Origin of the sequence: Micromonospora lupini, from assembly GCF_026342015.1 — a bacterium.
GTDB lineage: Bacteria > Actinomycetota > Actinomycetes > Mycobacteriales > Micromonosporaceae > Micromonospora > Micromonospora lupini_B.
Genome location: NZ_JAPENL010000001.1, coordinates 2390438 through 2404960, shown reverse-complemented (window position 1 = coordinate 2404960; position 14523 = coordinate 2390438). Strand labels below are relative to the sequence as shown.

The window sequence follows — 14523 nt, the reverse complement described above, 5'->3', positions numbered from 1 at the left end:
TGCGCCTCGTCGACGACTCGCTCCTAGGGCTGGGTGGCCGGCTCGGGTGTGAAGTTTCGCATCCTGCGCAGCGGGGAGAAGTAGACCCACAGTCCGGAGGCCCAGACGCCGAGGGCGGCGATCACCAGGGTTTCGCGGACGCCGAGCCAGGTGCCCAGCGCGCCACCGAGGACCGCGCCGATCGGCAGAGCCCCCCACACGATCCAGCGGACCCCGGCGGTGAGGCGGCCGAGCAGTTCCGGCGGGCACATCTGCTGCCGGTAGCTGATCTGGGCCGCGTTGTAGATCGCGCAGAGCGCGGCGAAGCCTGTCATCCCGACGGTGTAGAACGCGACCCGCCAGCCGGGCTCGGCCAGCGGCACCAGCAGCATCGTCCAACCGAGCCCGAGCAGGGAGACCCAGATGATGCGGGCGGTGCCGATCCGTCGAGCCAGCCGGCCCGAGGCGAGCCCGCCGGCGATGCCGCCGGCCGTGCCCAGAGCCAGTTGCACGGCCACCTCGGCCGGCGTCAGCTTGAGGACCCGGACGAGGTAGATGACCGAGAGGGCGTAGATGACCTGGCTGAACACGTTCAGGGTGCCGCTGGCCGCGACGATCTTCCGTAGCACCGGATGCCGGAAGGCGAACGCCAGGCCGGCCGAGATCTCCTCCCGCAGCCGTGGCCGGGGGCCCTCCGGCGCGGCGACCTCCGGCTCCTTGCGCCGGATCAGGAGCAGCGAGACGGCGCTGACCGCGAACGAGGCGGCGTCGATGAGGACCGTCCGCGCCGCGCCGAAGACCGCGACCAGACCTCCGCCGAGCCCGATGCCGGCGACCTGGGCCACCGAGTACGTGGTGCTGAGTTTGCCGTTCGCGTCCAGCAGCTGGTCGGAGCGCACCACCGCCGGCAGGTAGCACTGGTAGGCCACCTCGAAGAAGACGGAACAGACGCTGCACAGGGCCGCCACCAGCCACAACTGCGCCATGGTGAGTTCACCGGCGAAGAACGCCAGCGGGATGGTGCCCATCGCGACGGCCCGCAGCAGGTTGCAGAACACCATCAGTCGCCGCTTGCGCATCCGGTCGACGATGACCCCGGCCGGCAGCGCCACGAGCAGGTACGCCGCCATCCCGGCGGCCTGGAGCAGGCTGACCGAGAACGTCGACGCGTTCAGCACGGACACCGCGATGAGCGGAACCGCGAGGGTGGACACCGCGGAACCGGTCTCGCTGAGGGTCTGCCCGGTCCACAGCGTCATGAAGTCCCGGTGACGCCACAGGCTCGGCGTGACCGGGACGGTGGTGGGCGGCGCGGTCGTGGTCATTCGGTGGCCTCCGCGTTCGCGCGGACGAGGTCCAGCAGGTCGTCGCGCATGGCGGCGAGCAGAGCGTCGAGTTCCTCGCGGCGGTAGCCCTCGCGGATCACCCGGACGGTCAACCGGACGGTGGTGTCGGCGTTGGCCATCAGGTAGAAGCCGGGCCCGGTCGACCGGATCGGCACGTGCCACTCGATCCGCGATTCCTGGATCGTCTCCGGTGGCCGCACCACCATCGGGGGCAGGAGGAACGTGAAGTGGTATCCCGGGTCGAGCGGGCCGCCCTCCCGTTCGGCGTCCTCGCGAATCCGCGCCACCGAGTCGGGGTCGTAGACCCCGTGCTTGAGGGCCCGCATGTTCCGGACGTACAGGGCGCGCGCGGTGTGCGCGAACGAGTCGTCCGGGGCCGGTGCGGCCAGCAGCGGGACCCACTGGTTCATGGAGGTGACGAGCGAGGTGACAGCCGGGTCGAAGCGGTTGGACGACATCGGATAGAGCAGAACCGGCGTGCTGCTGGTGCCCGTCGCGATGATCGCCCGGCAGTACGCGGTCAGGAGCACCCCCGCGACTGTGACGCCGATGCCGCGCGCCGCCTGGCGGAGGATGGGCTCGGGGATGCCTGTGTGCATCGTCGCCCGGAGCACCGGTCCCGGTGCGGGAGGGGTCCGCCGGGGTGCTCCCGACAGCAGCTTGCGCCAGTACGACTCGGCGGCGAGCAGCCGCGCGTCCATGTCGCCGGAGCGTTGCCGCGTCGCGAGTTCGGCGGGCTGCGGCGCCGGTGGCAGGGCCTCTCCGGCCAGCAGCGCGTAGAAGTCCCGCTCCATGGTGTTGATGCCCGCGCCGTCGGCGGCCATGTGGTGGATGACGACAAGCAGGTCGCGGGGTCGGCCGTCGCCCTCGGTCAGCCACACCCGCCACGGCAGGTCGGTGGTGAGCGTGAACGGGCGCTTGATCTCCTCGGTCTCGATCCGGGACATCCCCGTCTCGCCGTCGGGCTGTCGTACCGCCGCGACCACGTCGGCGGGGGATCCCACCGCGACGCGCTGCCGCGGATCTGCCGGGTCCTCGACGTCGAACGTCGTGCGCAGCGAGGCGTGCCGCATGCCGAGCGCCCCGACCGCACGCCAGACGTCCGCGGCTGTCACATTTTCCGGCAACGACCAGGAAAAGCAGAGGTTGCCCTCCCACCACTTCTCCGGATGCATTCTTTCGATGTCCCGCCAGACCGACAGTTGGCCGAGGGTCATCGGGTGGGTCGTCTCCGGGGTCACACCTGTTCCTTCCCGAGCGGGAACGGCTGCGCTGCCGATGAGCGTGTGCCGCGAAGCGACACACGCTCATCGGGACGAAAGATAATTGGTGTGTGTCAGCCGGCCGAGTTGTTCTTCATCACGACACCTCCCGAATAAATGCGGTTGTCGGAAGTGAGGCCGTGGCCCTACGCCGTGCTTAGGGGTGCATGACGCGCCACCGTCGGATGACGGTTGGAATCACTGTGCGGCATCCCGACCAGCGATCGACCGAGCTGGTACGGCAATTGTCCACGCCCTACGTCGGATGCATTGCGGCATCCTGCGGCGAACACGGGTGATGGCCGTCCTATTCGGAGCATTCGGTGGCGGAGAAACCTCAAGTGCTGGCCATGGAGCCGCGCGCAGGCGAATGCAGTAGAAGAACCGATCCCCCCGACACGTGGCCCCGCCTCGGTTAGCAGGACTCCCACAGCATTCCGGCCGTCAATGCCTGTGTCAAGCCTCACATTGATGGATCTTGCTGCCTTGACCACTGTCGCCGCCGTGATTACGGTCGGTGCGGCGGACGTGTCCACAGCGCCCGCCACACGGGGGAGCAAATGGGTACGACATGTCCTTTCGGGCCACCAGCGACGGCCGGCCCGACATGATCAGTCCGGCGCACGCCGTGGTCGTCGGCGCGGGAATCGCCGGCACGGCCGTCGGTCTCTTCCTGCGCCGGATCGGGTGGCGCGTGACGGTTCTGGAGTCCCGGCCGGCGCGCGAGCGACCACTCGGGTCGCACCTGAGCCTTGCCGACAACGGCCGCACAGTGCTGCGCGACCTGGGTCTCCTCGCCGTTGTCGACGCCGCCGGCACGCCCACCGACCGCATCTCCTTCCACGACCACCGGGGACGAGAGATCGGCAGCAACAACCAGGTGAGCACGCTGATCCGGCGGGACCGGCTCGGCGAGGTGCTGCGCGAGGCGGCCCGTCGCGCCGGCGTCCGTATCGTCGAGGGTGAGCGGGTCGTCGGGCTGCGCGACGACGGGCACGACCGGGTCGTCGCCACCCTCGCCGACGGATCGAGTCACAGCGGTGAGGTGGTGATCGGTGCGGACGGGGTGCACTCGCACACCCGTCGGACGATGTTCCCCGACCATCCGTCGGCGCGGTTCACGGGCGTCATCGACGGCGGCGGCTCGGCCCCGCGAGTCGACGGGATCGCACCGGAGCCGGTGCTGCGCCTGACGTTCGGCGCCAACGCGTTCTTCGGCTATCAGGTACTACCGGACGGCGAGGTGGTCTGGTTCCAGAGCATGCTCAGCGGGGACGGGGATGTCGTGGCGGGCCCGCGGGCCGATCCGATGGACCGGTGGCGGCAGCGGCTCGTCGACCTGCACGGTTCAGACCACTCACCGATCCCCGCCGTCATCGACGCCAGCACCGGCCCGGTCATCAGGTGGCCGGTCTACGACCTCGACCCTCCGCCGCGGTGGAGTCGCGGCCGGATGTGCCTGGTCGGCGACGCGGCGCACGCGATGCCGCCGCACGACGGGCAGAGCAGCTCGATGGCGCTCGAAGACGCAATGGTCCTGGCCGGCTGCCTCGCCGGCGCCGACGACCTCAACGAGGCCTTCGTGCGTTTTCAACAACTCCGTGAGTCGCGGGTGGAGACGGTCGCCGGGCTGGCCCGCCGCACCGGCAGCCTGAAGTTCCCGACCGGCGCCCGCGAACGGCGGGCGCGCGACGCCGTGCTGACGATGTTCATGAAGGCCGGGGTGGCCGCCTCCGAGGACGTCAGTCGGTACCGTCTGCAATGGCCGACGGACTCGCGCGCCGCAGCTCGGTCAGCTCATGATCCAGCAGGTCGGCCAGCCGCTCGAACCGGTCCGGACGGGTCTCCCGCGTGATTCCACGGCTGGGCATCTCGACAGTCATCAACAGATACAGGTGCAGACGGTAGAGGCTGAGCCGCCGCAGCGTGGCCTCGTCGAAGACCAGCGGCTCGGCCGCCGCGGCGCGGTAGCCCCGCAGGAAGGGATGGTCCTCGTCGTCCTCCACCCGCCGGTAGATCAGGGGCGACACGAGATCCATCAGCGGATCGCCGAACAGGTACCGCTCACCGTCGACGATCCCGCGCAGGCGCAGAACGCCACCGGGGCCGGGTTCGGCAAGCACGTTGCCGTCCCAACCGTCGAAGTGCAGCAGCGACGGCCGGCGCACCTGGTCCAGAACCCAGGCGTACCGGTCGGGCAGCTCCCGGATCCGCGCCGGCGAGGTGGGCAGCCGCACCCCCCAGTCCGCCGCGTCGGCGAGCAGGTCGCCGAGCATGGCGGAGAAGGCCGCGCGCCACGTCGCGCCGCTCGCCCGGCCGCCGTCGTACCCGTAGTGGTCGCCGCTCACCGTGTGCAGCACGGCGATCGCCGCGCCGAAGTCGTGTCGGGCCGGGCCGTCGTCGAGGTGCTGCTCGGAGTCCGACCACTCCTTCAGCGACCGCCCGGGCAGCAGGCCGCTGAACAGCCACTCGCCGTGCTGCTGATCATTGCCGTAGTGCAGCAGCGGCGGCACGGGCACCTGCGGCGCGCGCGCGGCCACGAGGCGGAAGTATCGGGCCTCCGCCCCGCCGAGGCCCCGCTCGTAGCGCAGCAGCGATGCGTCGGGCGGTGGCGGCACCTTCAGCACGACATCGCGCCCGTCGTCGAGCGCCACCCGCCACACCGTCGCGAAGCCGCCCCCCGGGATCGGCCCGCAGTCCACCACCCGGCGATCCGCGCCGAAGGACGCGTCGACGAAGCCCTGCACCTGATCATGATCCAGCGACCGTTGGGTGCGGCTGAGCGCTTCCACCCGTCGTCCCTTCTCCCCGCCCCCGCCGGTGCCGGGACGTCGATCCGTCACGAGCGGTCGTCGCTACGGTGACGATCGTCAGCGTGCCAGAGCCGTCGGAAAATTGTGGTCCGGGTTCTAGTGCGCCTCCCGCTCGTCGCCGTGCGCCGCGTTGTCGGCGGCCTGCGCTGCCGCCGCGAGGACGTCGTCCCGTTCCCGGTCGGTGCAGCCCTCGTCCTCCAGGAGCCCGAGCAGCAGCACCGTCCGGGCGACGATCGCCGGCGCGTCGTCGGGCACCGGTGGGCGTTCACCGAGCGCCGCCCACACCAACGCCTCGGCCAGCGCCGGCTCCACGTCGCACCCGGTGACGTCGTAGCGTTCCCGCGCGGACGCCACGAACCGGATCACCGGCGCCCGGTCCTGCCCGGCGACGAACCGCCGCCGCACCGCCACCAGCAGCGCCCCGGCGAGCAGGTCCGCGTACCGCAGCCAGTCCGCCTCGCTGAACCGCCGCAGCCGCCGCTCGTGGCCACGCAACCGCCCCGCCAGCAGACCGCGCAGCGCGGCGTGCGGATCGCTCACCATCGCGACTCCCTGATCTTTCGTCGACGTCTCCTCGTCGCGAGCGCGCTCGCCACCCGACAGCCGCGGGCGATCTCCCCGGCGGTAGCCGTGCTCCTGGTCGCATCGGGCGTGGGCGTCACCGCTTCGCCGGTAAGCGCCGCCACCGAGCGGTCGATGCGGCACGCGCCGACCGCGAGTCGCACAACGACAAGGTCCAACCGGGTGATGGCCGCCGCGAAGCGCCGGGCCGCGACCACGTCCGCCACACTGTGGGTACGTCGCAGCCGGTCCTCGGCCGCCCCCAACCGCCATCGGGTACGGGCGGCCAGCGCGGCGGCACGGTCAGCGTCGACCCGAGCCGCCCGCAGGCCGGCGAGCAGCTCACCCGCTGTCGCGGTCGCCGCCGAGGCCCGATCGGCGGCCAGGCCGGCGTAGACCAGGCTGAGCGCCCGCCAACACTCGGTGACCGCGTCCTGCCAGGGCAGCCGCCGCCCGGGTGACCCCGAGCCGTGCAGGTGCGCGCCGGCCCGGTCGGCGGCGGCGATCGTGGCCAACCAGGCGCCGCGTAGGTCATCCACCGTGTTGCCCTGGTGCGCCTGCTTGTCGCATTCGGCGGTGGCGCTCACTTGTCGGCCTCGGCGGTGGCTTTGACCAGACGGGCGAAGAGCACGTCGGTGCAGGGGTAGTCCGCGCCGCATTCACAGACCCACCTGCGGACGACGCGCGGGGGATGGGCGAAGAGAGTGTCGTCGGCGTCCTCGACGTCCTGTGCGGACACGAGGCGCTGGGCTGATGGGCGCTCATCTGGTGGACGTCGGGCTGGTGGGTCGGTGGGCTGGTCGTCGGGTCGATCGGGCATCGGGTGCTCCCGTCCGGTCGGTCTCCTTGCGGGGCTGGGCGCTGCTGGTGGCGGCATGTGCCGCTCGGCGGTGGGGGCGGTGGGGGCAGCGTGCGGGCACGCCGCGGCACGCCCGGCCGGGCGGGGGGACCGACCGACCGAGCGCTTCCTGCGGTGGGAAGAAACCAACTCCTCGGGTGCTGACCAGGGAGCCGGTCAGTTCGGAGCCTAGGATAACAAGCTATCGCAGTCAAGCTATCACTTGCGATAACAAGGTGATGAGTGGTCGAATGGCGGTGCTGACCAGGGAGTACTGCCATGCCACCAAGCCCCAAGTGGGTTGAGCTTGCCGAACACATCCGCAAGCAGATCGCCTCGGGCGAGCTGTCGCCCGGCGACAAGCTGCCGTCGACCTCCCAGCTTTGCCAGATTCACGGCGTCTCTGCGATTGTCGTGCGCAACGCGATGCTCACGTTGAAGGCGGAAGGACTCGTCGTCGGCGTGCCTGGCGTCGGCGTCTACGTGGCCGAGCGCTGAGGTTGGTGGCGTAGCTATGTTCGTCGCCGCCCGCTGACCGCTCACCACCCCGGGTTCGGGTAGCGACTCCTACCGGGACCCCTGTCAGTCGATCTTCTTTGCGGCTCCGCGCCACGGAATTTCGTGCGGGCTTCACGATCACTTGATGTCGAGTAGGTGTGTTGGCCCTGCCCTGACTGCTCAGCGTCAAGTGATCTTCGCGGTGAGGCGCAGGAACCTCTGCCATCACGCGGGAGCTAGCGAGCGGTCGCGCTGGGTGCAGGGATCTCGTACGCTCCCTTGTGGTCTTCGCCGGTGCGGCGGCGGAGGTGATGGTCGATCAGGGGGAGGGTGCGCGTGAGCGCAGCACAGATCATCGCGAGGTTGGCGGCGGCGTCGCAGAAGCTCGACGAGGCGAAGGCCAAGACCGCAGCGGCAGCACAGGACGCGGCCGAGGCGCGATCACTTGTTGCCGGTGCGCTTGAGGGCGTCGCCGCCGGTCCACTGGTCGGCATGATCGACGCGTACCGCCAGGCGCTCGCGCAGGCGTCCCAGGGCGGCGAACCGGCCAAGCAGCACGTCCAGGAGACGATCGCCAAGGTCCGCGCACTGGGAAACTGACCACGGGTGGTGGCAGCACGACTTTCCAACCACCCGCGACGGCCGACATCACCTTGCGACCCGCGGTCCCACTGTCGACATCGGAGCTGCCCAACCGTGACAGCCGACGTGCGGCGCGGGGTCAAGCGGGAGCAACTGGCCAGGCGGTACGCGTATCCGCGTTCGGCCCATGAGGTGGTGTTGTCGCACGTGCTGGAACCCGGATGCCTCGGTGCTGACCAGCGAGGGGAAGGCGTCCGACCGGTTCAGCGGGTGACGCGGACTGTGTCGCTGAACTGCAGGAAGTCGCAGTATTCCTGCTCGCACAACTCGAAGGATCCGTTGGCCAGCGCCACTCCCTTGTTGAAGGCGAACCCGCCCGCCTCCGTGTACACCCGCCCCGTCACGGTCTGCGGCTCGCCCGAACAGGACAGGGGCGCCCAGCCGGTCCCGTAGGCCACGCGGTCGCCCGAGCGCTGGCGCAGGGTCAACTCGGTGGTGCCGGAGAGGCCGGATTGGCAGGTCACGGTGAGGGTGACGTCCACGGCGACGCCTTTCGCGACCAGGGTCGCGGACGTGACCTCGACTGTGCTCGCCGCGCTCGCCGGCGACGGCGTCAGCAGCACGACCAGGGACAGCCCGAGCAGTGCGATGGTGGTGGTGATGCGGCGCACGGCGGTTCTCCTTGTCGGAGTGGGTGCTTACCTGCGGTCACCATAGCCTTCCACGGCACTTACGCAGATCAATCGATCGTGGGATCTTCCCCGGATACGCGTTCGATGACGACGACCGGAATTTCGCGGTCGGTGTCCTTCTGGTAGCGGGCGTACGTCGGGAAGACAGTCGTCATCAGCTGCCACAGCCGGGCCCGCTCCTCGGCGGTCGCCGTGCGGGCGCACCCTGCGAACCTCTCCGCGCCGACCTGGATCTCCACCGTCGGGTCGGCGCTCAGGTTCAGGTACCAGGCGGGGTGGGTGGTCGCGCCGCCGTTGGACGCCACCACCAGGTGGTCGTCGCCGTCGCGGCCGTAGATCAACGCGGTACGGCGGAGTGTGCCCGACCGGCGTCCCCGGGTGGTGAGCAGCAGGGCGGGATAGCCGTGGTAGGTGCCGCCCTCGGCCCCGTCGGTCTCCACGTAACGCCGAACGTGCGTGGCGACCCAGCCGACCGGGCTGTCCTCGATCGTCTCGTGCTGTTCCTGTGCGGTCACTCCATCGCCTCCGTCGCCGAGCCGACCGATCACAGAACGTCGATCGTGAGTGGACGGTATACCTGTGAGTCATAGTTATGACTCACAGGTATAGACGCTCAGGGGACATTACCTCCGGGCGTGTGCCGCGCCACGCCATCCGGGCCGGCCGACACGGAGGAGAGGTCAGCTTCGCGAGCGCGGCAGGCAGCACTTCTTGTACTTCGCGCCCGACCCGCACCAGCAGGCGTCGTTGCGGCCGGGCGGCCAGGCCGTCAGGCCCACCTCGTCGAGGCTGTCGGCGTACTCGTCGAGGGTTTCCTCGTCGACGGGGTTGTCGCCGGCGAAGGCCGCCAGGCCCGCGACGGTGGCGGCGACGACGCCCAGGTCGCCCCCGCCCAGCCCGGACGCCTCGACGAGGGCGCGTTCGATCTGGGTACGGTGCTCGTCCCACGTCTTCGGGTAGCTGTCGACAAGCGCGGGCCAGCGCATCAGCAACGCGTTGAACTCGGCCTGCGGCCAGTACAGCAGCGTCGCGGGGCCGTCGTCGAGCGCGTCGAGGGCGTGGCTGCTGGCGGCGCGCAGTCGGTCGGCGAGGTTGTCGTACTCGTCGTGCGGCAGGCCCAGTTCCTCGCGCAGGTCGTGCCGCCGCTGGGCCAGGCCGTAGATCATGGCCGCGGCCTCGTCCTGGGCGTCCTCGGACTCGTGCTGCTGGGTCCGGGTCCGTTCCAGGATCGCGTCCAGCGCGCCGGTGAGCCACTCCAGCGCCGTCTCGCTGTGGTCGGACTCGGCCAGCTCGTCGACCAGGTACGTGGCCGCGGGATCGGTCTCCAGCAGCGGGCGCAGGGCGGTCAGCTCGGCCATGCCCTCGTCCGAGCGACCGAGGCGAAGCAGCAGACCACCGCGCACCGCTCGGGCGTACGCGTTGTCGTCGGGCTGCTCGGCGATGGCGCGGGTGGCCAGCGTGAGCGCGTCGGCCAGGTCGCCCGCCTGCTCGAGGATGTCCGCGGCGACAAGCAGGGCGTACCCGGTGTCGTCAGGGTCGGCGACGCGCCCCTCGTCGACGGCACCCACCAGCTCGGCGACCAGCGGGGCCGGGTCCGGGCTGTCGAAGCCCAGGGCGCCGATCTCGTCGATGCGGTCGGCGGTCAGCAACTCGGACATGGGCGCATCCTGAAAGACGACGAGCGGTGGACGGGGGAGCGGCAAGCGTACTCCCGAACATGGAGCAGCCCGGGCGGCGAACCGCCCGGGCTGCGTCACGTTCCCTCAGCGGGTCGCGGGCATGGTGGCGAACTCGCCGGCTAGCTCGGACTCGACGATCGTCGCGGTGGACGGCCGGCGACCGGCCGACGCCCGCCGGGCGGACGGGACGGCCAGGGCCGCGAGCGCGGCCGCCAGGGCGATCGCGGTGAGGACGAGAAATCCCATCGTGAAGCCGGCTTCCCGGGGCAGGCCGCTGGCCTGCGGGTGGGCGGTGATCACGCCGCTGACCACTGCCGCGCCGATCGCGCCGCCGATGGTACGGATGTTGGCGTTCATGCCTGTCGCCACGCCGGTCTGGCTGGCGGGCACGCTGCCGACGATCAGGTTGGCCATCGACGCGAACGCCAGGCCGATGCCGAGACCGACAAGCCCACCGGCGATGCCGACCTCCCAGCGGGTGTCGTGCGCGGCGGCCAGCATCGCGGAGGCGGCCACGTTGAACGCGGCGCCGGTGGCGAGCTGCGCCTTGGCGCTGAACACGGCCTGGAGCCGGCCGGCGACGAGGCCGGCGACGAACATCGCGACGAGCATCGGCAGCATGAGCAGACCGGCCTGGCTGATGCTGGCGCCGAAGCCGTAGCCGGCAGCGGTCGGGGTCTGCACGAACTGGGGAAGGAACGCGTACACGGAGAACATCGACGCGCCGTAGAGCAGGGCGACCAGGTTTGTGGTCCAGACGCCGGGCAGGCGCATCATCCGCATGTCGATGAGCGGGTTGGTCGAGCGCACCTCGGCGACGAGCCAGCCGACCAGCAGCACCACGGCGAGCGCCAGCAGGCCGAGCACCCGGGTGGAGGTCCAGCCCCAGGCCGCGCCCTGGCTGATCGGCAGGAGCAGCGCGACGAGCCAGCCGGAGAGCAGCAGGGTCGCACGCCAGTCGATCCGACCGGGGGTCCGTACCGGCGACTCGGGCACGAACAGGTGCGCGGCGACGGCGGTCAGGCCGACCACGACCAGCGGGATCCAGAACAGCCAGCGGTAGTCGAGCGCGGCCACGATCGGGCCGGCGAGCACGACGCCGAGGCCACCGCCGGCGGCGACGATCGCCGAGATGGCGGCGACGGCGCCGCCGACCCGCGCGGCCGGGAACTCGTCGCGGATGATGCCGAACGACAGCGGGAAGACCGCGCCGCCGATGCCCTGCACGACCCGGGCGACGATGAGCACGCCGATGTTCGGCGCGATGGCGGCCACCAGGCAGCCGAGGGCGAGGGCGGCGAGCGAGACGACGAGCATCCGCTCCTTGCCGACCATGTCGCCGACCCGTCCGAGGATCGGCGTGAAGATCGACGCGGAGAGCAGGTAGGCGGTCAGAACCCAGGTCACGGTGTTCTGTGAGGTGTGCAGGTCCTGCTGGATGGTCGGCAGCACCGGGGTGATCAACGACTGGAGCATCGCGAAGAACCCGGCGCCTGCCGCGAGCACGGTGAAGGTGAGCCGACGCGAGCTGCGTCGGGAGGTCACTGACACGAGAGAAAACTCCCTATGTGGTACGGAAGGAGGTTTGTCGCCCGTCGTCAAAGGCGGGCAGGTCTGTCGGGTCCGGGCGATCGGGTGGCCAGGCGGATCGGGCGGGTCCCGAGGTAAGCTAACCGGAGGCTGTCCTCCGGCATTTCCGGAGGGGTGCCTCCACTAAGCTAGCGGAGGGGTGCCTCCGGATGCAACCAAGGTGAGGTGACGCACGTCATGACCAGCGCGGGGCAGATGCCCGAGGTCTTCGCGCAACGGCCCAAGCGGGCCGACGCGCGGCGCAACTACGACGCCCTGGTCGCCGCGGCGCGCGACGCGTTCGCCGAGAACGGCGCCGCCGCCTCCCTGGAGGACGTGGCCCGCCGGGCCGGGGTGGGCATCGGCACCCTCTACCGCAACTTCCCGACCCGCCGGCACCTGTTCGAGGCCGTGTACGTCGAGGAGGTCCGCGCGCTGAGCAACTCCGCCGCCGACCTGGCCGAACTGCCCCCGTGGGACGCCCTTGTCGCGTGGCTGCACCGCTTCGTCGCGTACGTCGCCACGAAGCGGGCGCTCGCCGAGCAGTTGCTGCACGACTCGGAGATCTTCACCAGTTGCCGGACGGAGATCTACGCCGCCGGCGAGCCGCTGATGCGCCGCGCCCAGGCGGCCGGGGCGGTCCGCGACGACATCGGCTTCGACGACGTGGTGCGCCTGATCAGCGGCCTGACGATGGCCCAGTTCGCCGCGCCCGAGCAACGTGACCGGGTGCTCGGCGTGGCCCTGGACGGGCTGCGCGCGACAGCCGGCTGAGAACGCGCCAGCGCGACCGCCTGAATTGCCGGTTTGCGCCTTCGGTGGGACAACGGGTTACCGGTGCGTAACAAGTGATTGACGTTTCTCAATTGTTGCGGGCATGATCGTCGCACGGTCGACCGGACACCCCCACCCACCTGCCCGGTTCGCCGGGTGCCTCCCCCCGGAGGTGCAGTCATGCTGCTCCGAAAGACCGTCCTCGTCGTAGCCCTCGCCACCGCCGCCCTGCTCGCATCCGCCGGCGCCGCGACAGCGGCCTCCTCCACCCCGACCCCCGCAGCCGCTGCGGGAACCGCCGCCGCGGCCAACCCGGTCATCGTGGTCGGCGGCCTCAGCGGCGTCGCCGTGGCGTACGAGCCCATCGCCGCCCGGCTGCGCGCCGACGGCTACCGGACCTTCATCTACCAGCTCCCCGGGCTGGGCCTCGGTGACATCCCCGCCTCGGCCCGCGCGTTCGCCGGCTACGTCGAGCAGGTGCGCGCCAGCACCGGCGCGGCGACCGTCGACCTCGTCGCCCACTCGGAGGGCGGCCTGGTCAGCCGCTACTACCTCAAGCGCCTGGGCGGCACCGCAGGCGTCGGCCGGTACGTCAGCCTGGGCACACCCCAGTACGGCACCTACGTCGCCAACATCGTGGCGTTCCTCGGCCTCGGCAGCTGCGCCGGCATCGTGGCCTGCCAACAGATGACCATCGGCTCCGCCTTCCTCGCCGACCTCAACGCCGGCGACGACACCCCCGGGTCGGTGCGCTACACGACCGTCCGCACGCTCCAGGACGAGCTGGTCCGCCCGACCGGCAACGCGGCAGTCAACGACGGAGCGACGAACGTCCTCATCCAGGGGTACTGCCCGCTGCGGGTGGTCGGCCACCTCGGCCTGGTGCTCGACGGCACCGCGTACACAATCGTGCGCGGCGCCCTGGTCGACGGCCCGGTGCGACCCAACTGCCTCGCGGTGTGACCGCCGTGCGGGTGGTCCCGGCCGGGACCACCCGCACGGCCTCGCTCAGCTCGCCTTGGCCAGCGACTCGAACTCGTCGTCGGTGAGCCGCACGTCGGCCGCGGCCACGTTCTCCTCCAGGTGCGCCACCGAGGACGTGCCGGGGATCGGCAGCATCACCGGCGAGCGGCGCAGCAGCCAGGCCAGCGCGAGCTGCGCGGGCGTCGCCCCGTGCTCGGTGGAGATCGCGTCCAGCGGGCCGCCCGGGCGGGCCAGCTCGCCGGTGGCGATCGGGAACCACGGGATGAACGCGAGGTCGTTGCGCTCGCAGTACTCCAGGACGTCCTCGGCGCTGCGGTTGGCGAGGTTGTACAGGTTCTGCACGGAGGCGACAGTGGTGATCGCGCGGGCCTGCTCGATCTGCTCGACGCTCACCTCGGACAGCCCGATGTGGCGGATCTTGCCCTCCTGCTGCAACAGGGCCAGCTCACCCAGCTGGTCGGCAAGCGGCACCTGCGGGTCGATCCGGTGCAGCTGGTAGAGCGGGATGCTGTCCAGACCCAGGTGACGCAGGCTCAGCTCACACTGCTGGCGCAGGTACTCCGGGCGGCCCACCGGACGCCAGTCGCCCGGGCCGGAGCGGGTCAGCCCGGCCTTGGTCGCGATGACCAGGTCGTCCGCGTACGGGTGCAGAGCCTCGCGGATCAGCAACTCGGACACGAACGGGCCGTACGAGTCGGCGGTGTCGATGAACGTCACGCCCAGCTCGACCGACCGGCGCAGCACCCGCAGCGCCTCGGCCGGGTCCTTCGGATCACCCCAGACACCCGGCCCGGTGATCTGCATCGCCCCGTAACCGAGCCGGTTGACAGTGACGTCGCCCCCGATCCGGTACGTGCCGGACGCCTTCGCGGGCTGCTTGCTGATGTCGGTGGCCATACGCGTATCCCCAATCGTCTTCGTCGCGGCGGGGGAGAAGGACAACCCA

Annotated in this window: 16 protein-coding genes; 5 read left to right on the top strand and 11 right to left on the bottom strand. The window is 70.9% G+C overall.

Annotated features, from left to right (window positions below; translation table 11 throughout):
• Positions 1-23: 23 nt before the first annotated feature.
• Positions 24-1304 carry an MFS transporter gene (locus OOJ91_RS10495; RefSeq protein WP_266244420.1) on the bottom strand — a complete coding sequence of 427 codons (1281 nt, stop codon included), beginning with the start codon at positions 1302-1304 and terminating at the stop codon, positions 24-26.
• Positions 1301-2566 carry a condensation domain-containing protein gene (locus OOJ91_RS10490; RefSeq protein ID WP_266244419.1) on the bottom strand — a complete coding sequence of 422 codons (1266 nt, stop codon included), beginning with the start codon at positions 2564-2566 and terminating at the stop codon, positions 1301-1303. Before OOJ91_RS10490 ends, OOJ91_RS10495 begins: the two co-directional genes overlap by 4 nt.
• 592 nt (positions 2567-3158) lie before the next feature.
• Between OOJ91_RS10490 and OOJ91_RS10485 the strand changes: the two genes are divergently transcribed.
• Positions 3159-4442, top strand: a complete 1284-nt coding sequence (locus tag OOJ91_RS10485) for an FAD-dependent monooxygenase (RefSeq protein ID WP_266244418.1) — start codon at positions 3159-3161, stop codon at positions 4440-4442.
• Here OOJ91_RS10485 and OOJ91_RS10480 read toward each other — a convergent pair.
• From OOJ91_RS10480 to OOJ91_RS10465, 4 genes are all read right to left on the bottom strand, one after another.
• Positions 4330-5430 carry a phosphotransferase family protein gene (locus OOJ91_RS10480; RefSeq protein WP_266244417.1) on the bottom strand — a complete coding sequence of 367 codons (1101 nt, stop codon included), beginning with the start codon at positions 5428-5430 and terminating at the stop codon, positions 4330-4332. The genes OOJ91_RS10485 and OOJ91_RS10480 overlap by 113 nt on opposite strands.
• A 66-nt stretch (positions 5431-5496) precedes the next feature.
• Complete coding sequence (locus OOJ91_RS10475) at positions 5497-5943, bottom strand: hypothetical protein (RefSeq protein WP_266244416.1); 447 nt, start codon at positions 5941-5943, stop codon at positions 5497-5499.
• Complete coding sequence (locus OOJ91_RS10470; protein WP_266244415.1) at positions 5937-6548, bottom strand: hypothetical protein; 612 nt, start codon at positions 6546-6548, stop codon at positions 5937-5939. Before OOJ91_RS10470 ends, OOJ91_RS10475 begins: the two co-directional genes overlap by 7 nt.
• A complete protein-coding gene (locus OOJ91_RS10465; protein WP_266244414.1) occupies positions 6545-6781 on the bottom strand; it encodes a hypothetical protein in 237 nt (78 codons plus the stop codon). The genes OOJ91_RS10470 and OOJ91_RS10465 overlap by 4 nt, the downstream gene beginning before the upstream one ends.
• A 297-nt stretch (positions 6782-7078) precedes the next feature.
• On the opposite strand from OOJ91_RS10465, the gene OOJ91_RS10460 reads away from it, so the two are divergent.
• Both OOJ91_RS10460 and OOJ91_RS10455 read left to right on the top strand, forming a co-directional pair.
• Positions 7079-7297: a winged helix-turn-helix domain-containing protein gene (locus OOJ91_RS10460; protein ID WP_266244413.1), complete on the top strand. Its 219-nt coding sequence runs from the start codon at positions 7079-7081 to the stop codon at positions 7295-7297.
• A 336-nt stretch (positions 7298-7633) separates the two neighbouring features.
• Complete coding sequence (locus OOJ91_RS10455) at positions 7634-7897, top strand: DUF6244 family protein (RefSeq protein ID WP_007462863.1); 264 nt, start codon at positions 7634-7636, stop codon at positions 7895-7897.
• 245 nt (positions 7898-8142) lie between these two features.
• Here the strand turns inward: OOJ91_RS10455 and OOJ91_RS10450 are convergent, their stop codons facing one another.
• From OOJ91_RS10450 to OOJ91_RS10435, 4 genes are all read right to left on the bottom strand, one after another.
• A complete protein-coding gene (locus tag OOJ91_RS10450; RefSeq protein ID WP_266244412.1) occupies positions 8143-8550 on the bottom strand; it encodes a hypothetical protein in 408 nt (135 codons plus the stop codon).
• A gap of 68 nt (positions 8551-8618) precedes the next feature.
• Positions 8619-9086 carry a nitroreductase family deazaflavin-dependent oxidoreductase gene (locus OOJ91_RS10445; protein ID WP_266244411.1) on the bottom strand — a complete coding sequence of 156 codons (468 nt, stop codon included), beginning with the start codon at positions 9084-9086 and terminating at the stop codon, positions 8619-8621.
• Between the two features lie 165 nt (positions 9087-9251).
• A complete protein-coding gene (locus OOJ91_RS10440; RefSeq protein WP_266244410.1) occupies positions 9252-10229 on the bottom strand; it encodes an SEC-C domain-containing protein in 978 nt (325 codons plus the stop codon).
• Between the two features lie 105 nt (positions 10230-10334).
• Positions 10335-11801, bottom strand: a complete 1467-nt coding sequence (locus tag OOJ91_RS10435) for an MFS transporter (RefSeq protein ID WP_007462852.1) — start codon at positions 11799-11801, stop codon at positions 10335-10337.
• A 216-nt stretch (positions 11802-12017) separates the two neighbouring features.
• Between OOJ91_RS10435 and OOJ91_RS10430 the strand changes: the two genes are divergently transcribed.
• The gene (locus tag OOJ91_RS10430) at positions 12018-12593 is read left to right on the top strand and encodes a TetR/AcrR family transcriptional regulator (protein ID WP_266244409.1); all 576 of its coding nucleotides are present in this window, start codon (positions 12018-12020) and stop codon (positions 12591-12593) included.
• A gap of 180 nt (positions 12594-12773) precedes the next feature.
• Positions 12774-13556 (top strand): lipase family alpha/beta hydrolase, encoded by a 783-nt coding sequence (locus OOJ91_RS10425; RefSeq protein WP_266244408.1) that lies wholly within the window; start codon positions 12774-12776, stop codon positions 13554-13556.
• A 45-nt stretch (positions 13557-13601) separates the two neighbouring features.
• Here the strand turns inward: OOJ91_RS10425 and OOJ91_RS10420 are convergent, their stop codons facing one another.
• Positions 13602-14474 (bottom strand): aldo/keto reductase, encoded by an 873-nt coding sequence (locus OOJ91_RS10420; RefSeq protein WP_266244407.1) that lies wholly within the window; start codon positions 14472-14474, stop codon positions 13602-13604.
• Positions 14475-14523: the final 49 nt, after the last annotated feature.

Coding starts and splice junctions, on each gene's coding strand:
- OOJ91_RS10430 (WP_266244409.1), top strand. CDS start 12,018: ATGACCAGCGCGGGGCAGATGCCCGAGGTCTTCGCGCAACGGCCCAAG.
- OOJ91_RS10495 (WP_266244420.1), bottom strand. CDS start 1,304: ATGACCACGACCGCGCCGCCCACCACCGTCCCGGTCACGCCGAGCCTG.
- OOJ91_RS10475 (WP_266244416.1), bottom strand. CDS start 5,943: ATGGTGAGCGATCCGCACGCCGCGCTGCGCGGTCTGCTGGCGGGGCGG.
- OOJ91_RS10420 (WP_266244407.1), bottom strand. CDS start 14,474: ATGGCCACCGACATCAGCAAGCAGCCCGCGAAGGCGTCCGGCACGTAC.
- OOJ91_RS10465 (WP_266244414.1), bottom strand. CDS start 6,781: ATGCCCGATCGACCCGACGACCAGCCCACCGACCCACCAGCCCGACGT.
- OOJ91_RS10440 (WP_266244410.1), bottom strand. CDS start 10,229: ATGTCCGAGTTGCTGACCGCCGACCGCATCGACGAGATCGGCGCCCTG.
- OOJ91_RS10485 (WP_266244418.1), top strand. CDS start 3,159: ATGTCCTTTCGGGCCACCAGCGACGGCCGGCCCGACATGATCAGTCCG.
- OOJ91_RS10425 (WP_266244408.1), top strand. CDS start 12,774: ATGCTGCTCCGAAAGACCGTCCTCGTCGTAGCCCTCGCCACCGCCGCC.
- OOJ91_RS10460 (WP_266244413.1), top strand. CDS start 7,079: ATGCCACCAAGCCCCAAGTGGGTTGAGCTTGCCGAACACATCCGCAAG.